The organism is Gluconobacter sp. P5H9_a, from assembly GCF_018812085.1.
Classification (GTDB): domain Bacteria; phylum Pseudomonadota; class Alphaproteobacteria; order Acetobacterales; family Acetobacteraceae; genus Gluconobacter.
On the sequence record NZ_JACRVW010000004.1, the window covers coordinates 25,366 to 44,923 of the forward strand.

The 19,558-nt window shown below is 56.2% G+C and carries 11 protein-coding genes; 7 read left to right on the top strand and 4 right to left on the bottom strand.

Annotated features, from left to right (window positions below):
- Positions 1–274 precede the first annotated feature (274 nt).
- From xdhA to KP708_RS05670, 4 genes are all read left to right on the top strand, one after another.
- Complete coding sequence (gene xdhA, locus KP708_RS05655) at positions 275–1,735, top strand: xanthine dehydrogenase small subunit (protein ID WP_215749361.1); 1,461 nt, start codon at positions 275–277, stop codon at positions 1,733–1,735.
- Positions 1,728–4,058 (top strand): xanthine dehydrogenase molybdopterin binding subunit, encoded by a 2,331-nt coding sequence (gene xdhB / locus KP708_RS05660; RefSeq protein WP_215749359.1) that lies wholly within the window; start codon positions 1,728–1,730, stop codon positions 4,056–4,058. Before xdhA ends, xdhB begins: the two co-directional genes overlap by 8 nt.
- 2 nt (positions 4,059–4,060) lie before the next feature.
- Complete coding sequence (gene xdhC / locus KP708_RS05665; RefSeq protein WP_215749357.1) at positions 4,061–4,852, top strand: xanthine dehydrogenase accessory protein XdhC; 792 nt, start codon at positions 4,061–4,063, stop codon at positions 4,850–4,852.
- A 181-nt stretch (positions 4,853–5,033) separates the two neighbouring features.
- On the top strand, positions 5,034–6,575 hold the full coding sequence (locus KP708_RS05670; RefSeq protein WP_371822675.1) for a glucoamylase family protein: 1,542 nt from the start codon (positions 5,034–5,036) through the stop codon (positions 6,573–6,575).
- Positions 6,576–6,593: 18 nt separating this feature from the next.
- Here the strand turns inward: KP708_RS05670 and treZ are convergent, their stop codons facing one another.
- From treZ to glgA, 3 genes are read right to left on the bottom strand one after another with little or no spacing between them, the layout of a single operon-like run.
- On the bottom strand, positions 6,594–8,351 hold the full coding sequence (gene treZ, locus KP708_RS05675) for a malto-oligosyltrehalose trehalohydrolase (RefSeq protein WP_215749356.1): 1,758 nt from the start codon (positions 8,349–8,351) through the stop codon (positions 6,594–6,596).
- Positions 8,352–8,368: 17 nt separating this feature from the next.
- Positions 8,369–10,567: a 1,4-alpha-glucan branching protein GlgB gene (gene glgB, locus KP708_RS05680; protein ID WP_215749354.1), complete on the bottom strand. Its 2,199-nt coding sequence runs from the start codon at positions 10,565–10,567 to the stop codon at positions 8,369–8,371.
- 14 nt (positions 10,568–10,581) lie between these two features.
- Positions 10,582–12,222, bottom strand: coding sequence for a glycogen synthase GlgA (gene glgA / locus KP708_RS05685; RefSeq protein WP_215749352.1), 1,641 nt, complete (start codon positions 12,220–12,222; stop codon positions 10,582–10,584).
- 206 nt (positions 12,223–12,428) lie between these two features.
- Between glgA and glgX the strand changes: the two genes are divergently transcribed.
- Positions 12,429–14,567 carry a glycogen debranching protein GlgX gene (gene glgX / locus KP708_RS05690; protein WP_215749350.1) on the top strand — a complete coding sequence of 713 codons (2,139 nt, stop codon included), beginning with the start codon at positions 12,429–12,431 and terminating at the stop codon, positions 14,565–14,567.
- Positions 14,568–14,650: 83 nt separating this feature from the next.
- Positions 14,651–14,839 carry a YqaE/Pmp3 family membrane protein gene (locus KP708_RS05695; RefSeq protein ID WP_086634214.1) on the top strand — a complete coding sequence of 63 codons (189 nt, stop codon included), beginning with the start codon at positions 14,651–14,653 and terminating at the stop codon, positions 14,837–14,839.
- Positions 14,840–14,914: 75 nt separating this feature from the next.
- Here the strand turns inward: KP708_RS05695 and KP708_RS05700 are convergent, their stop codons facing one another.
- Positions 14,915–15,709, bottom strand: coding sequence for an SDR family NAD(P)-dependent oxidoreductase (locus KP708_RS05700; protein ID WP_215749348.1), 795 nt, complete (start codon positions 15,707–15,709; stop codon positions 14,915–14,917).
- 177 nt (positions 15,710–15,886) lie between these two features.
- Here KP708_RS05700 and KP708_RS05705 point away from each other — a divergent pair, with 177 nt between their 5' ends.
- Positions 15,887–19,507, top strand: a complete 3,621-nt coding sequence (locus KP708_RS05705) for a PAS domain-containing protein (RefSeq protein WP_215749346.1) — start codon at positions 15,887–15,889, stop codon at positions 19,505–19,507.
- Positions 19,508–19,558: the final 51 nt, after the last annotated feature.

Sequence of the window (19,558 nt, forward strand, 5' to 3'; positions counted from 1 at the left end):
CGCACTTAAAAGGCGTCGTTCAATCTGCTGCATAACGAAGCCAGAAGTGTGCTCGGTCGTATGCTCCAGCGGGCGCAATTTGTGCTCTCGAAAAAGCAACGCGTTATGCGTATCTTGGATATGGACGGCAACGCCCTCTTCAGTGCAGGACTCTGCTAGTCTCCCATTTTCATATTCGGGGTTTCCCCATCTTTACCCAGGGTCGAACTTTGACAGTCCAGCCAGCCTTCTTTCGTTTTGCTTTGCGCGTGTTGCCTCATGGAGGGCAAGAATCATGAGACAGGCTGTACAATTCTATCTCGGTGACGAGCACTGCACTCTCAGTGGTCTGAACCCGACCCTGACACTTCTGGACTGGCTGCGTGACCGTGGCCGGACCGGAACGAAAGAAGGGTGTAACGAAGGCGACTGCGGTGCCTGCACTGTACTGGTCGTGCGACTGGATCAGGACCGGCTCGTCTGGCGTGCTGTGAATGCGTGTATCCAGTTTGTCAGCATGCTGGACGGGGCACAGGTTTATACGATTGAAGACCTCGGTACGCCGGACGCACCGCATCCTGTGCAGGCTGCCATGGTTGAACAACACGGTTCACAGTGCGGTTTCTGTACACCTGGTTTTGTCATGTCCATGGCCGCGTATCGCAAGACGCCTGACGCGACTGTCGATGACGCCCAGATTGACGATGCTTTGGCTGGAAATCTCTGCCGCTGCACCGGATACGCGCCGATCGTACGGGCCATGAAACAGTCCATGTCCGCCGGGCCGGACCGTTTCGATGCTCAGATTGAAACGATCACGGAGCGTCTAACAGCCCTGAATGATGGTGAAACCGTTCAGGTGTCTGGCTCAGAAGGCACCCTCACAATTCCGGCGACTGTAGATGTTCTGGCTGACACACTGGTGCAGCATCCCGAGGCCACGATTGTCGCCGGAGCAACGGATGTGGGTCTGTGGGTGACCAAAGGCATGAAGCAACTGCGGCATGTCGTCTCGATCGGCCGCGTTCCTGAACTGCGGAAGATTGAGCGCACGGATGAAGGCCTGACGATCGGGGCTGCCGTGACCTATCAGGAAGCCAAGCCGTTTATCGCAGAACTTCTCCCCGATGCGGCAGAGATGATCCGTCGGCTGGGCTCAACGCAGGTGCGAAACAGCGCGACAGTCTGTGGAAATATCGCCAATGGTTCGCCGATTGGCGACGGGCCACCGATGTTCATTGCCGCGGGTGCAACCCTGCATCTGCGATTGGGCGACGAACGTCGTTCGATGCCTCTGGAAGCCTATTTCATTGCTTATGGAAAGCAGGATCGTCGGCCGGGTGAATTTGTGGAAGCTGTGACGCTTCCTGTGCCGGAGAAGGACGTTCAGTTCCGCGCTTACAAGATTTCCAAGCGGTTCGATCAGGACATCTCAGCCGTACTGGGAGCTTTCTTCATGCACCGGAATGCAAAAGGCGTCATTACGTCCGTTCGGCTGGCCTATGGTGGGATGGCAGCGACACCGAAACGCGCAGCGAATGCTGAAGCGGCTCTGCTCGGCCGCCAGTGGGATGAGGCTGCGCTGGACGCCGCAAGGGATGCGATTGCACAGGACTTCACGCCTCTGACGGATATGCGCGCCACAGACTGGTATCGCCGGACAGTCGCCGCGAATCTGCTGACGCGCTTCTTTGAGGAAACAACGGGCGGCCCGCAGGCGCGTCTGGCCCGTACGGGAGGGCTTTCTCATGTCTGAAGCTCGCAAGATCCCGATGGTTCAGGGCGCGGCCTCAACCAGCATGAAGCATGAAAGTGCGATCCTGCATGTGACAGGACGTGCGAACTACATCGACGATATGCCGGAGCCGAAAGGCATGTTGCATGTTGTTCCCGGGCTGAGCACCAAGGCTCATGCGCGGATCGTTTCCATGGATCTGAGCGCCGTGCGGTCTGCTCCGGGTGTGGTGCGGGTTCTGACGGCAGAGGATGTTCCGGGCGAGAACGAGATCAGCCCGGTTCATGCGCATGATGAGCCCCTATTGGCCACGGATCATGTCTATTACTGGGGCCAGCCGATGTTTGCCGTGGTGGCGACGTCCCGGCAGGCTGCCCGTCAGGCCGTCCGTCTTGCAAAGATCGAGTATGAAGAGAAGCCCGCTATCCTGAACGTTGCTCAGGCGCGGGAAGCTGGCGGTGATCTGGTCTGGCGTCCGCTGGTCATGAAGCGCGGTGATGTGGATGCCGGACTGGCTGCCGCACCGCGTCGTCTGTCTGGCAATATCACGATGGGCGGGCAGGAGCATTTCTATCTTGAAGGCCAGGCCGCTCTGGCTCAGCCGGGTGAGGCTGGGGAAATGCGCGTTTGGTCTTCCACGCAGCATCCGTCTGAAACGCAGCATCTGGTGGCATGTGTTCTGGGCCGGCCGCATCATCTGGTCACGACGGAAGTGCGCCGGATGGGCGGGGGCTTTGGTGGCAAGGAAACGCAGGCCAATGCTGCGGCCTGTCTGGCGGCTATTGCGGCTGACCTGACCGGCCAGGCTGCCAAGATGCGTCTGGATCGTGACGACGACATGATGATGACCGGCAAGCGGCATGATTTCGTCGTCGATTACGATGTCGGTTTCACGGATGACGGCGACATTCTGGCAGTCGATATGGTTCTGGCCGCTCGCTGTGGCTGGTCCGCCGATCTGTCCGGCCCTGTTGTAGATCGTGCGCTGTTTCATGCTGACAACGCGTATTTTTATCCGGACGTACGGTTTCGTTCCGAACCACTGCGCACCAATACGCAGTCCAACACGGCTTATCGAGGCTTCGGTGGCCCGCAAGGCATTGTCGCGGCAGAGCGCGTGATTGAGGAAGTCGCATTCGCGACGGGGCTTGATCCTGTGACCGTGCGACTGCGCAATTTCTATGGAACGACAGACCGGAACATCACGCCGTATCACATGACGGTGGAAGACTCGATCAGCCGGGAAATCGTCACGGAACTGGTACGGCGCTGCGATTATGCAAAGCGCAAGGAAGAGATCCGCGCTTTCAATAAAACCAGTCGTTATATCAAGCGCGGGATTGCCCTGACGCCAGTGAAATTTGGCATTTCTTTCACGGCGACACATTACAATCAGGCGGGTGCGCTGGTTCATGTCTACACGGATGGTTCCGTGCAGGTGAACCATGGTGGGACGGAGATGGGGCAGGGTCTGCACACGAAAATGGTGCAGATTGCCATGCGTGAGTTTGGTCTGACGTCCGATCGCGTTCGCATCACAGCCACTACAACGGGCAAGGTTCCCAACACGTCTGCAACGGCTGCGTCTTCCGGGGCAGATCTGAACGGTATGGCGGTTCTGGACGCCATTACCAAGATCAAGTGCCGCATGATCGCGTTTGCTGCCGAAAAGTGGAATGTCGCGGAAGAAGATGTGCAGTTCCTGCCAGATGGCGTGCATGTCGGGTCGGATGTCGTGACCTTTCAGCAACTGGCGTGGCAGGTTTATTTCGCCCGTATTTCGCTGTCTTCCAACGGGTTTTACAAGACGCCCAAGATTTCCTGGGATCCGGCCACAGGGCGGGGACGTCCGTTCTATTACTTCGCTTATGGCGCGGCCTGTGCGGAAGTGTCCGTTGATCTGCTGACGGGTGAGAACACCATGGACCGCGTGGATATTCTCCATGACGCCGGGCAGTCCCTGAATCCAGAAATCGATGTCGGGCAGATCGAAGGTGGCTTCGTGCAGGGCGCAGGCTGGCTGACGATGGAAGAACTGGTCTGGGATCCTGCGGGTCGTCTGCGGACCCATGCGCCCAGCACTTACAAGATCCCGGCCTGTTCCGATCGGCCACGGATTTTCAATGTGGAGCTGCTGGAAAACGCTCCGAACCAGGAGGAGACGATTTTCCGATCCAAGGCCGTCGGGGAGCCTCCATTTGTGCATGGTGTGGCCGTCCTTCAGGCCATTTCGGACGCTCTTGCCAGCCTGAATGACTACAAGACCTGCCCGCAGCTTGATGCGCCCGCGACGCCGGAACGGGTTCTGCGGACTGCCATGAGCTTGCGTGGCGAGATCGACTGATCATGCTGGAAGCCATCCGCCGCTGGCGTGATGCGGGGGAGGCGGTGGCCAGAATTACGGTTCTGGTCGCCAAGGGCTCCACGCCGCGTGAGGCCGGGGCCTATATGCTCCTCACACAACACGAGCAGGTTGGCACGATCGGTGGCGGGCGTCTGGAGTGGGACTGCATGGCGGATGCCCGGGCCCTCCTGACTGATGGTGCAGACCATCTGGAGCGGCATATCCCGCTGGGGCCTGCCATCAACCAGTGCTGTGGCGGCGCTGTGACGGTGAGCATCGAGCGCATACGAAACCTGGATGACATTGAGCGTCAGGCCTGGAAAGAGCGGGAGACGCTGCCTCAGTTGATTCTGTTCGGGGCAGGCCATGTTGGGAGAGCGCTGGCGAAATCACTGGCGCTTCTGCCCCTCAGGCTTGTCTGGGTTGATGCCCGGCAAGATGAATTCGGGCCTGTTCCGCCAACAGTCGAAGCACAGATCACATCAGACTGGGAAAGCACATTGAATGCAGCGCCTGCTGGTTCGGGCGTTCTGGTGCTGACACAAAGTCACACTCTGGATGCCCTCATTACGGGGGCAGCGTTGGCACGGAATGATCTGCGATACGTCGGGATGATCGGCTCTCGCACGAAACGCAAACGCTTTGAGAGTGCGTTCCGGGCAATCGACATCCCGCAGCAGCAGATTGATAAACTGGTCTGCCCGATTGGAGATTTTGGCGTACGGGACAAGCGTCCTGAGATGATTGCAGCCTTCGTAACGGCAGAAATTGCTGCTCGTCTTCTGGAGGTCTGACGACATCGGGGATGTGAGAATCGTCTATGTAACGAAAGCTTACAAAACCGTTCCGGATATTCGATTTTCAGAGTGGATAATTTTCGATATTTCTGGCAGTTTTCCAAGCCTCGCAGACATCACGCCGTTGTGATGTAACACCACGTTCAAGTGATGCATCTTCTGCGCTTATGGTGAACCTATGAGCACTGACTTTCGGATGCAGCCTGCGCCAGGCAGCAGGTTTCTCTCGACAGCACGACGTGCAGGACAAAAGTTCTGTGCTTCATCCTCCCGTATCCTCCGGACTGGAGTGGCGGCAGGAGTTGTGCATCTTGCCCTCTTTTCAGGGTCTGCCATTGCAGCAGGCGCGGCGATACCGCAGGCCGACAAACCACCATCCCTCACGACAGCCGATCAGGCTTTTGTGGAAGATCTGGAACATCGGACGTTCCGATGGTTCTGGGATACGGCCAACCCCAAGAATGGGCTGATCCCTGATCGGTCTCCCTTGCCGAATGGTGCTGCGAGCATTGCGGGTGTGGGCTTCGGTTTGACGGCTTATGGAATTGGAGCGGAGCGCGGATACATCACCCGCCAGCAGGCTGCCGACCGCACGCTGACCACCCTGAGATTTCTGATTGGTCTGCCGCAGAACGACAAAGTTTCAGGTGCGGCAGGGTACAAAGGCTTTTTCTACCATTTTCTGGACCCCAATACCGGCCTGCGCGTCGCGGACTGGTCTGAACTTTCCAGTGTAGACACAACGCTTCTCATGGGCGGCGTTCTGTTTTCCCAATCTTATTATGATCGGGATACAGCGCAGGAAAAAGAAATCCGCGACATTGCCGATCGCCTGTACCGCCGTATCGACTGGACGTGGATGAAAGCGCATGGCCCTTGGCTGAGCATGGGGTGGTCGCCGCCCAACACGTTCATCACGACGGACTGGAAGGGCTATAATGAAGGCCTGATCATTTATCTTCTCGCCATTGCATCGCCAACGCATCCCCTTCCGGCAGAAACATGGAAGACCTGGACGGCTACTTACGAGGGGCAATGGGGAGATTTTCAGGGCCATAAGCTGCTGAATTTCGCACCACTCTTTGGGCACCAGTACAGCGAATCCTGGATTGATTTCCGTGGCATTCAGGACGATTTCAATCGCAAGCATGATGACGACTATTTCCAGAACGGGCGTGAAGCCGTGTACGCGCAGCGCGCTTACGCACAGGCGAATCCCGGAGACTGGAAGGACTACGGTGAAAATATCTGGGGGCTGACCGCCTGTGATGGCCCCGGAGACATTCAGCAGGATTATGACGGCAAGCATCGCCATTACCTTGCTTACAGTGCACGTGGTGCTGGCCGGGATTACATTCTGGACGATGGCACCATTGCACCAACAGCCGCGGGCGGATCGATTGCCTTCGCGCCTGAAATTGCTCTTCCCGCACTGGAAGAGATGCGAAAGCGCTACGGAAGCCGGATTTACAATCAGTATGGCTTCCTGGACTCCTTCAACCCCTCATTCAAAGACAAGAATGATTACTGGGTCGACGGGCAGCAGCTTGGCATTGATCAGGGACCTATTCTGCTGATGCTCGAAAACTGGCGCAGTGGCTTTGTGTGGAACACGATGAAAAAGAATCCTTATCTGCGTGACGGCTTGAAGCGCGCGGGATTTCAGGGCGGCTGGCTGAACGAAAAAACAGCGTCCAGCCAAGGCGACCGTCCGCTGTAATTTTGTAGGTCGCCTTTGTTAAAAGGCGCGGCCAAGTGCTGCAACGAGCGTTCCGGGCGGAAGTGTCTGGGATGCTCGTTTAGGGCTGGTTTCGTAAAAGATGTGTTCTGGCTCGGGGACTGACACCGTGTCTGGCCCCAGATTAACGGCGAGGGTCAACAGGCTGCCGTCTCCAAGAGTCCAGTACGCAACCACAGCCTTTTCTCCTAGAATATCAGCTCCCGCGCTGTAAGCTCCTTTCAGATGAGGCGTAATTTTGGAATGGCGCAGGGCTAAAAGCTCTTTTGTTCTGGCAAGCCATGCCTGACCTTCCGGTGTGTCCCGTTCGGCTCGGTCCGGGCGAGAAATTCGAAATGTTTTTGGGTCAGTGGGGCTCGGCAGTGTCGCAAGAATGTCCGGGTCCGTCAGGTTGCAGTATTCGGCAAACTGTTCTTCGCGCCCACGACGGACCTTCTCGCCAATAGCGCCGTGAAAATCTGAAAAGAAATAGAACGGCGTTTTTGAGCCCCACTCTTCCCCAAAGAACAGCATTGGCGTCATTGGGCAAAGAAGAAGCAGCGCATAGGCGGCTTTAAAGGCGTTCGGATCAGAAAGGGTGATTAATCTTTCTCCCAGAGGGCGATTACCGATCTGATCGTGGTTCTGTAAAAACGTCACGAATTTTGTTGGGGGCAAATCGCTGCTCGGACTGCCACGCGGTTTCCGACGCGGCGGAAAATATTCGCCCTGCCACGCAAGCCCCTCTGTCAGGACACGTTTAAGCAAGCCGGTTGTTTCGTGATGAAACGGCAGGAAAAACCCCTTGTCCTCTCCGCTGAGCATGACGGTCAATGTGTGGTGCCAGTCTTCGCTCCACTGTCCGGAATAGCCGTCGCGAAGAAGGCCTGCGTCATTGTTCTCATTTTCAAGAATTAAATGAACATGGCGGTCCTTTTCGACAGTCTTGTGAATGCGGCTTTGAAGTTTGTAAAACCATTGACGATCCGTAATGGCCCACGCTGCATCAATGCGGAGGCCGTCGAAGCGATATTCCATCAGCCAGTAAAGCGCATTGTCGATAAAGAAATCCGCTACGATCGGGTTATGGAAGTCGATACCATCACCCCAGGGCGTGTCGTAGCGCGGGTCGAAAAAGCCCTTGGCATATTCCAGCAGGTAATTCCCATCTGGCCCGAAGTGATTGTAGACAACATCCAAAAAGACCATCAGCCCCAGTGAATGAGCATGGTCGATCAGGTCCTTCAGGGCTTCTGGCCGTCCATAAGCTGGCGTTGGGGCATAAACCAGAACGCCATCATATCCCCAGTTCCAGTGACCACTGAAACTGTTGACCGGCATGAACTGAACCGTTGTGATGCCCAGATCCGCCAGTTCCTGAAGGCGGGCTTTCATGCCTTCATAATTGCCTTCGAGACCCAGATGCGTCTCGTAAATGATTGTTTCTTCCCACGGGCGCCCCTTCCAGTCGGGCGTTCTCCAATCATAAAAATCGGGGTCAAGAATTTCGCTTCGCCCATGGACGCCATCAGGCTGAAAGCGGCTGGCCGGGTCAGGAACCGTGACGTTGTCACGGACGCGATAGAGGTATCGTGCCCCGGCACCGCAAGGTGCTTCGGCGACGAATGTTCCATCTGCGTGTCGCCTCATGGCGATGGGCGGAAGGTCCTCCACCTCCACGAAAACTCTCTCACAGGAGGGAGCCCAGAGCGTGAACCGTGTCCGATCGGGAGCGATGAGTTCTGCACCCAGGCGGTTTTTAAACCTGAAGGAAGACATGCGCTGCGTCCTTTGTCTCAGGGAGCTGGAGAAAGATAAAGCACGGCAAGGGGGGGGAGGATCAGTTCGACAGAGTGTGGCATGCCGTGGGCGGGAATATCCTCGGCATACACCTGCCCATGATTGCCGAGATTACTTCCACCCAGATGGGCTGCGTCTGTATTGAGGAGCTCTCGCCATTCACCGCGCCATGGAACGCCGATGCGGTAGTTCATGCGCGGAACAGGCGTCATGTTGCCCACAACAAGAACAGGGCGTGCATCTGGAGACTGTCGGAGCCAGGCAAAAACGGTGTTGGCGATATCATCGGCAACGAGCCACTGAAACCCTTCATGCTCATCATCGGAAGCATGAAGGGCAGGGTGAGAGCGATACAGCGTGTTGATGGAACGAACCGTGTCATGCATGCCGCGGCCATACCCGTCCCACAGCCGATACCATGCCAACTCACCTTCATGATTCCATTCGTGTGGTTGAGCCAGCTCTCCGCCCATGAAGAGAAGTTTTCGGCCCGGATAGGCCCACATTAAGGCATAGAGAACGCGCAGATTGGCATGTTTCTGCCACTCATCTCCCGGCATTTTGGTCAGGAGAGATCCTTTGCCGTGAACAACTTCATCATGGGAGAGGGGGAGGATGAAACGTTCCGAATAGGCATAGACCATACCGAAGGTGAAGTCGTTCGCATGGTAACTGCGCCAGAGAGGATCAAGCTCCATGTAGCGCAGCGTGTCATGCATCCAGCCCATATTCCATTTGTAGGTAAAGCCCAGGCCACCTGTTCTGGCGGGAGCTGTCACGCCTGGCCAGGACGTCGATTCTTCCGCGATCAGCATTGTGTCGGGGTGGAGGTCTTCCAGAGTTTCTGAAAGATGGCGCAAGAAATTGACCGCTTCCAGATTTTCGCGCCCTCCATGAATATTGGGGCGCCATTCGCCTTCTTTGCGGCTGTAATCCCGATACAGCATGGACGCGACAGCATCGACGCGTAGGCCGTCGACGTGGAACTGTTCCAGCCAGTGCAGGGCGCTGCCAGCCAAAAAACCACAGACTTCGTTGCGCCCGTAATTATAAATCAGGGTGTGCCAGTCCTGATGATAGCCTTCCTGCGGGTCTGCATGTTCGTACAGATGGGTACCATCGAACTGACTCAGCCCGTGCTGATCCGCTGGGAAGTGGGCCGGGACCCAGTCGATGATGACGCCGAGACCAGCCTGGTGGCAACGATTAACGAAGTTGGCAAATTGAGCACGTGAACCATGGCGCACTGTAGGCGCATACAGGCTGAGCGGCTGATAACCCCATGAGCCGGAATAGGGATATTCCGCGATCGGGAGGAGCTCCAAATGAGTGAATCCCAGATCCTGAAGATACGGAATGAGCGCATCTCCAAGTTCCTCCCATGTCATGATGTCATTGCCATGCTGGGGATGCCGCCATGAGGGGGCATGAATTTCGTAAATTGAAATGGGAGCCTGACTGGCATGTCTGGCCGCGCGCGTGCTCATCCAGTCTGCGTCGTGCCAGACGAAGTCATCTGGTGCTGCAATAACAGAGGCATTGGCAGGCGGAAGTTCCGTCGCTTTTGCATAGGGGTCAGCCTTGGCGGGAAGGACGCGTCCATCCTGAGAGACTATTTCGTATTTGTAACGCTCTCCAGCGTGTACGCTGGGAATGAACAACTCCCACACGCCAGAGCCATGACGCAGGCGCATGCAGTGTCGGCGGCCATCCCAGATATTGAAATCTCCCACGACTGAGACACGCTTGGCATTTGGCGCCCACACTGCGAAGCGGACGCCGCTCACACCGTCAACGGTCATGGGGATGGCGCCCATCATCTGGTCGATCTGCTGATGCTTCCCTTCTGAAAAAAGATACAAATCCATGTCGCCCAGAAGAAGGCCGAAGCTGTATGGGTCATGGGTGTCCTGCCAGGCATCGGCCCAGCGGATGCGCAGGTGATAGCGGGCGGAGCGGGGGAGCGTGGCGGAATACAGGCCGCGATCATCGATCCGACGCATGGTCTTTTCCAGGACGTGCCCTGATACCTGTTCCACCATGAGATGGACTTCCACAGCATCGGGGTAAAAGACTCTCACAATATCCTGGCGATGATCCCGGTGGCGGCCGAGCAGAGCAAACGGGTCACTGCACTGCCCGGCCATAAGTGCGTCTGTCATGGATTGAAGAACGGGATCGACCGGACGAGCCATTATGCGGAAAACCTTCAGGATCGGGTGCCCGTACGGGACGTGAATGGAACAAGTGAAGACGTGGCTGTGTCGCCCGCGGTGCGCGGCATCCGTGCAACCTGCCGTGACAGCCGTGGACGTGCCGATGCCGGATCGGCCCGGCGTGGGGCGATATCACTGCCCGGCTCTGTCATAACTGTTTCATGGCCGGTCATATCCTGCAGCAGGCGGGCGTATTGCGCGGCTTTGCCATTCCACGACACATCGTGCAGGGCCCCATTCCGCTGCATCCGTGCCCAGACTGCTTTTTGACGAAACAATGCCTGCGCACGGCGGATTGCCAGATACAGCATGTCTTCCGTTGTGGGGGAAAACAGGATTCCGTTTGCAACGCCCTCTGACACGGCGGCTGAATTGGCATCAATAATGGTGTCGCTCAGCCCGCCCACACGGGCTGCAATTGGGATTGATCCGTATCGCAGCGCATGAAACTGCGTCAGGCCGCAGGGTTCAAAGCGCGAGGGGATTAAGGATGCATCGACCGCAGAGTGTAGTCTGTGGCCGAGTGTTTCGCTGTACCGCAGATGGCAGACGAAATTTTGCGGATACCGGCTTCGTAGGGCCGCAAACTCCTGCATGATGCCTTCATCACCCACACCGACAACAGCGAGTTGGATATTCTCCTGAAAAAGGCGAGGGGCCAGCTTTGCGAGAAGGTCAGCCCCTTTCTGTGTTGTCAGACGACTGACCATCCCGAGAAGCAAAGCATCCGATTTCTGGGGAAGGCCAAATTCAGCCTGAAAGACACGCTTGTTCGCACGGCGCGCGATGATGTCTCCAACCGCATAAGGAAAGAAGACGGAGGGATCGGTCATGGGGTTCCATTCCCGAAGATCCACGCCATTCAGAATGCCGGTCAGGGCGTTGGAACGTGCCCGCAGGACGGTATCCAGCCCCATTCCTTCCTCAGGAGTCTGAATTTCTTCTGCATAGGTTGGTGACACACTGATCAGCCGATCTGAAAGCTGGAGCGCAGCCTTCATGAAGCTGATCTGGCCGTAATATTCCAGTTGGTCGAAGGTAAAAGACCAGTCTGGCAAACCGAATGTATGCAGCATTTCGCGGGGAAAGAGCCCTTGAAACGCAAGGTTATGCACGACATGGGCGACCGGCGGTGTCGGGCCGTCCATATAGCGCAGATAGGCGGCGACCAGCCCAGCGTGCCAGTCGTGGCTCAGAACTGCGTCGGGCTTCCAGTTCGGGAGTGTTCCGGAGGCAATCAGGGCAGCCGCTCGGCAGAGGACTGCGTAACGGATGCCATTATCGCTCCAGGGCTGGCCATCTGGAGCAAGATATGGATTGCCGGGGCGGTTATAGAGTTCTGGGACGTCTACGACATAGAGCGTGTTTCCATCGGTCCGGCCTTCCCAGATCGTGACGGTATATCCAAGAACATTATCAATCCGGATCGTTTCTTTGCGATTGCAGAGTGCGTGCAGAACGGCTGGGTAGCCGGGAACGAGGGTGCGCGTGCAGATTCTATGAGGTTCAAGTGCGGCCGGCAGTGAGCCAACAACATCTCCCAGCCCTCCGGTCTTGATCAGCGGATAGATCTCCGCAGCCACAGACAGGAGTTGCAGTTCTCTGAGGGCTGATACGGGCGTATTCGTTGTCATCACACACACACCCTTCTCGCTATCATGCGGAGTTGGATATTTTTTGGCTTTGTCGAGGGCACAACGTCTGATGGATGGTGTTGGAACCGCCTTCACAAATAATTTACAGCCATGTCAGGCCCCGCTCCAGCGTTACCGCCTTGAAAGCTGCACGGCTCTGCCACGGGGCAGGAAAGCTGGCTTGCGTTTTTGCTGGAACAATCAAGATGAGCAGTTCGCGTCAGAAGGGATTACAGGAAGGAAACCCCAATAATCTCGGAGCTACGTATGACGATTCCGGGGTCAATTTCGCCGTTTTTTCTGCCCACGCCAAAGCTGTTGAAGTCTGCCTTTTTGATGAAGACGGAACACGTGAAACAGACCGGATCCGTCTGCCCGAATATACCGATCATGTTTTTCATGGATGGATCCCGGATCTGAAGCCGGGGCAGTTATATGGTTACCGTGTTCATGGGCCTTATGAGCCGGATGAAGGACATCGGTTCAATCCCAACAAATTGCTGATGGATCCGTACGCCAGGGCATTTCATGGCGATCTGACATGGGATCCTTCCCTGTTTGGATATGAGCTGGACCATCCTGACAAGGACCTGAGTTACAGTACGGCAGACAGTGCATCATTCGTACCAAAAGCGATCATCATAGATCCGACACCTCAGCATTTTGACCATCCTGACACACCCTGGACGGATACGGTCATCTACGAAATGCATGTGAAAGGATATACGCGGCTGAATGGTGCAGTGCCTGAGAAACTGCGTGGAACCTATGCCGGACTGTCAGACCCGAAACTTTTGAAAAGTATTCGGGATATGGGTGTGACGGCGGTGGAATTCCTGCCTGTTCAGAGCTTTGTCAGTAGCAAATTTCTGGCAGATAAAGGTCTTAGGAATTACTGGGGCTATAATACGATCGGCTTTTTTGCCCCCGAAAGCCATTACGCTGCAGAGCCTGATAATGCGGCTCAGGAATTCCGGGCTTTGGTGCGTGCCTGTCATGAGGCGGGCCTCGAAGTTATTCTCGACGTTGTTTATAATCATACAGCGGAGGGCAATGAACTTGGCCCGACGCTGTCATTCCGGGGCTTGGATAATGTTTCCTATTACCGGCTCATGCCAGATAGCAAAAGACATTACATAAATGAAACAGGGACCGGGAACACATTCAGCCTGACGCATCTGAACTGCATCCGCTTTGTTGCGGACAGTTTGAGATACTGGGTCAAGGAAATGGGCGTTGATGGTTTCCGGTTCGATCTCGGAACAATTCTTGCGCGTGAGGAAGATGGTTTCCACAATGATGCAACGTTTCTGCGTGTCTGCCGTCAGGATCCGGTGCTGTCGCATGTGAAACTGATTGCCGAACCTTGGGACGTTGGTCCGGGTGGTTATCAGGTTGGGAATTTTCCGCCGGGCTGGGCGGAGTGGAATGACACGTTCCGGGATACCGCTCGTGATTTCTGGCGTGGCGAAGCCAAGTCAGGCGCGCTGGCGCCCAGGCTTCTGGCGAGCCCGGACCGTTTCAACCACAGTGGTCGGCAGACATGGGCCAGTGTGAATTTTGTCACGGCTCATGACGGGTTCACGCTCATGGACTGCGTTTCTTACAACGAGCGCCATAACGATGCGAACGGGGAAGAGGGCAAGGATGGCTCCCCCGATAACCGATCCTTCAATTATGGCGTGGAAGGACCGACAGAAGACCCGGATATTAACGCCATCCGCTGGCGCCAATGCAGGAACATGCTGTCCACACTGCTTCTGTCACAGGGAACGCCGATGCTTCTGGCTGGTGACGAATTTGGCCGTACGCAGCAGGGGAACAACAATGCCTATTGTCAGGACAGTGAGATTTCATGGCTGAACTGGGAGATCGGCAAAGAAGGCGTCCAACTTCAGAGTTTCGTTCGCCGCTTAACGGGATTGAGGCGCCGGTATCCCATTCTTCGGCGCGGGCGCTTTCTGACGGAGGCTTACAATAAAGAGCTGGATGTTCAGGAACTCACCTGGCTGACAGCTAATGGCAATCAGATGATGCCGGAAGACTGGGGGCACGATCAGTGTTTTGGTCTGATGATCGACGGTCGCAGCCAACGGAGTGGCATCATGCGACGCGGGTCAGATGCGACTGTGCTGCTTGTGTTCAATGGATGGAAAGATGCCGTTCCATTCATACTGCCAGAGACAGGAGAAGGCCGGTGGAAGCTTCTGCTGGACACAAACCAGCCAGACGCTGGTAGCGAGATTGAGAAAGAAGTCTTTGACCAGAAGCATGAATACACCGTCACTGGCCGGTCTCTGCTGCTGCTGGAACTGATTTGTCGTGAAGCTGGCGAGTGTGCCTGAGGTCTGACATGGCGGATGAAACATTGCATCCATGTCAGACCTGACGAAGAATGACGGACCCTGTTTTAGGAAAGGACTATCTTATGCGTCTCATTCTTGCCCTGCTTCTGCCGTGGCTTCAGTTCTTCACCATTGGTCGCCCGTTTGCAGGCATTATCTGCCTGTTCCTTCAGGTCACTGTCATCGGCTGGATTCCGGCTGCAATCTGGTCCGTGTATGCGTTGAGCCAGTATCGCACAGATCAGAAGCTGGCTGCTGCACGTCGCGGCTGAGCCTTTAACGGCCCATAAAAAAGCCCCGACGTCGAAAGGCGCCGGGGCTTTTTTTTATATTCTCAACTCGGGTCTTTAGATCGTATCGACGGTTCCACCATCAACCCGCAAAGCTGCGCCCGTCGTGGCAGAGGCGAGGGGCGATGCTGTGTAAACAACGATATTCGCGACTTCGTCCACTGTTGCCATGCGCTGAAGGATGTTGCTTGGGCGGTGCTTCCGGACGAAATCCGCCGCAAGCTCTTCCACAGGCTGAGTGCTGTCAGGGTTCTGGGCCTTGAGCATGTCTTCTACACCCTCGGAAAGGGTCGGGCCTGGCAGGATGGAGTTTACCGTGACATTCGTCCCCGCCATATCCTTGGCCAGACCGCGGGCAAGGCCCAGCATGGCCGTTTTGCTGACACCGTAGTCGATCATTTCAACCGGGATGTTGATGGCGGATTCCGATGCAATGAAAAGGACACGGCCCCAGTTACGTTCTTTCATGCCGGGCATATAGGCGCGGGTCAGCCTGACACCGGAAAAGAGATTAACCTCGAACAGCTTCTGCCAGCTTTCATCCGTGGTTTTGAAGAAGTCATTGGGGCCAAAAATTCCGGCATTGTTGATCAGGATATCAACGGCGCTTTCAGTATTTATAAGCGTGTCGCATCCTTCGGCCGTTCCAACATCCGCAACCACACTGCGAAAGGTACCACCAGGAATACGTTCCCGGAGAACGTCTAGCGCTTTGTCGACGCTTTCCTGTTTGCGACCGTTGATGATGACGGTTGCGCCAGCTTCTGCAAGACGGCGTGCTATGGCGAGGCCGATCCCGCCAGTGGACCCTGTAACAAGGGCTGTACGACCACTCAGATCAATTCCAAGCATGGCGGGTTTCCTTCTTCAGCAGATGGCACATGGCGAAGGAAACGCAGTACGGTCTTGATGGTCGCAAAGGTTTTATGGAAAAGGACACAGGCAGGAGGCTGCGTTCCTGTGCAGATCTGTTAGTGTGAGGTCGGCCCTCGTCCATCCCGGAAAAGCGGCTTGACCGGGAGAGACAGCATGACGGCCGGTTCAGAAGTAGCGCAAGCCAGTGGCAATGCTCTTCCTTCGATCGTGCATCAGATCAGAACAGCTCTTGAAGACTTCTCGGAGCCTCTGCTGGCCCTGGCAGCCAGTCTGGGTGGTGGGGCTGCTGCACTGGTCCTGCGGGATCGTCATCGGGAATGGGTGATAGCTTCTGGCGGAGACAGCAGTTTTCTCGCCGAGCTTGAAAGCGGAAATCCTGAGGGTGTTTGCTGCCTCCCGGTTTATGAAAACGCTCCTGAGGTCTGGCTGTGTGTCAGATGTAAAACGCCGGGGCTGGAGAATGTTCAGGCACTGTGTGCGCGCCATATTGCCCAATCATTTTCGATGGCAGACGGTTCTGGATTGGCCAGTCAGCTTCATCGGCTGGACCGCCGTATCAAGCGTATGGCTGAAGCCGCAGAAATGGGTTTTTTCCGTTGCAACCTGACGCGCCGTATTCTGTTTGGGGATGAACGTTTTGCGCAGATCTGGGGGCTTCCTCCAGAACGTTTGATGCAAGGGCTTCCGATGGAGGACGCATATGCTTGCCTTCATCCGGACGATCGCGCTGCTTATGAGAGCGTTGCAGAAGACGAACTCAGGGAAGAGGGCAGCTTCGAATACCGTGTCCGCCTTATGGTTTCGCATGCGCAGGGGCCGACAATGGTGCGGCATCTGCTCATTCGAGGTTGGCGGGATGATGATCAGCCCGACCGCGAGGATCTGTATTCCGTCGGTGTGATCATGGATGTTTCAAATGCTTCCATGGTGGCTGAAGCGCTCAGGTCCAGTGAAGCCTTTACCCATCTTCTTCTGTCCAGCTCTCCGGACTGCATTCATATCCTCGATCTGGACGGGTGCATCCGGTTCATCAACGCAGGTGGTATCGAGGCCATGGAGCTCGACAGCCCGATTATCCTGCACGGTGTTCCCTGGGTTGATCTGTGGCGAGGTCAGGCTCGTATCATGGCCATGCAAGCAGTTAAGACGGCCTTGAGTGGAGAGGCCGGGCGTTTTCAGGGCTATGCCAGTACCATGCGGGGAAACCGTCGCTTCTGGGATGTCGCCGTTACGCCGATCTTCGGAGAAGACGGAGACGTTCAGCGTCTTCTGGCGACCGGACGTGATCTGACGGAAGTCAATCAATCCAGTCTTCGGCTTCAGCTTGCACTGGACGCAGGTGCTATCGCCGGAACATGGATGTGGGATGACAATTCCTCTCTCGTGATCGGGGATGCCCGCCTGGCTGAAACGCTGGGCCTCGACGCAAAGGCACTGGAGCAGGGTGTTCCAGCTACTGCGTTCTATGCCGCCATTGAGCCTGAAGATCAGGGGCGTGTTGCAGCCGCTATTACGAATGCCCTGCATACGGGCGGACAATGTGATTTCGAATTCCGTGTCCGCACACCGATGGGGACGCGGTGGTTTGAAGGGAATGGTCGCTGCGATCTGACCGAAGACAGACGCCCGCTGCGTTTTCCTGGTATTGTGCTCGATATTGATCACAGCAAGAGACAGTCTCTGCGTCAGGCAGCCTTGGTGGAGCTTGGGGATCGGCTGCGCGCTCTAGAAAATGCTGATGAGATGGAAGGAGTGGCCGCCCAGATCCTGTGTCGCGAGCTCTCCGCAAACTGTGCTGCTTACGGGACAGTCGACGAAGCGGGAACAGGTATTCTGATCGGCGCCATGCGCACGGTCACGCTCGGATCAGGAAGCAAGGTTCAGCATCAGACATCCATTCGTGGATTTCATGCCTTCCGCGATTATGGCGATTACGGACCGCTTCTGGCGCGTGGGCGGACTGTCGCGATTTCGGATGTGCGTCTGGATGCCTTGACCCTCAAGCATGTCGAACGCTTCAAAAATCTCAATATTTGCGCTCTTCTTCATGTCCCCCTGTTCAAGTTTGGCAGGCTGGTTGGCGTGATGTGTGTGTACTCCACGGTTCCGCATGTCTGGACGGAAGAAGAAATCGTTTTCACACGTGCTGTGGCGGACCGCACCCATGCCGCCATGCGCCAGGCCAAGACCCAGCAGGAACTGCGTGAGATGAACGTGATGCTGGAGGAGCGGATCCGCCAGCGAACGCGGGAACGTGACCGCCTCTGGACCATCGCCAAGGACCTGTTCGTTATCATCAGCCGAAGTGGTCACTACATGGCTGTTAGTCCCTCCTGGTTGCGAGCGCTGGGCTATACGCAGGAAGGACTGATCGGGCTGAGGATTGAAGCCCTGTGTCATCCGGATGATCAGGCTGCGGTCTGTGAAGCGTTTGACCGGGTTCGACTCAGTACGCCTGGGTCCGATGTCGCACTGGATGTGCGGATGAAGCACCGGAACGGCACATGGCGGCTGTATAACTGGAATTTCAATAATGAAGGTGACACCATTTACGGTGTTGGCCGCGACATTACTGAACGCAATGATCTGGAAGAGCAGTTACGACAGTCCCAGAAGATGGAAGCCGTGGGCCAGCTCACGGGTGGGCTTGCCCATGACTTCAACAACCTTCTCGCCGGAATAGGTGGAAGTCTCGAACTCCTTGAAACCCGGCTGGTGCAGGGACGCACTGTTGGTCTTGACCGTTATATCACGGCGTCACAGGACGCGGTGCGGCGTGCAGCATCCCTGACACACCGTTTGCTGGCGTTCTCGCGTCGTCAGCCGCTAGATCCGGTTCCTACGGATGTGAATGGTCTGGTGTGTGGTCTGGAGACGCTCTTGCGCGGGAGTGTCGGCCCGTTGGTGTCGATCCAGTTTGATCTGCAACAGGGTATCTGGACGACACGGGTGGATGCCAACCAGCTTGAGAACGCAGTGCTCAATCTCTGTATCAACGCACGGGATGCCATGCAGCAGAGCGGCGGAACCATTCAGATTGTGAGCGCCAATACCTCTCTGGGCCCTGTGGCCAGTCATGAAGCGGGTGTGTCTGTTGGTGACTACGTGCTTTTGAAGGTTGAGGATAACGGCTGCGGCATGGCGGAAGAGACGCTTCAGCGCGCGTTTGATCCGTTTTTCACGACTAAGCCTCTGGGGAGGGGGACAGGTCTGGGGTTGAGCATGATCTATGGTTTCGCCCGTCAGTCTGGTGGGCAGGCGCAGATCAGGTCCCGGCCCGGAGAAGGAACATCAGTCAGTCTGTGGCTGCCCCGTTATGACGGCCCAGCCGACCTGTTGGTAGCAGATGTTTCGAAAGGTGATTTGCTGACAAAAACGGCGTCTGTTCGGCTGTCTGGGAAGCTGGTTCTGGTTGTGGATGACGAGGAAGCGGTCCGCCTTATTGTCAGTGATGTCGTTGGAGATCTGGGTGCGCGGGTTTTGACAGCAGAAGACGGCATTTCAGCTCTGGAACTGTCAGATCGTTTTTCGAATGGCGTTCAGCCCAGCGTGATGATCACGGATATCGGTATGCCAGGGGGAATGAACGGGCGGCAGCTTGCTGCGCGGATGCGAGACAGATTTCCCGATCTGAAAATTCTGTTCATTACCGGCTATGCGGAGCAGAATATTTTGGACGAAGGCCTGCTTGAACCTGGATGTGCTCTGCTGGTGAAACCTTTCAGCACAGAAGCTCTGGCGCGCAAGCTTTCACAGCTCGTGGCGCCAGCCTGAACTCAGGCGGCCGATCAGGCGTTTGGTCTGTAAGAACAAGATTTGAAAAGG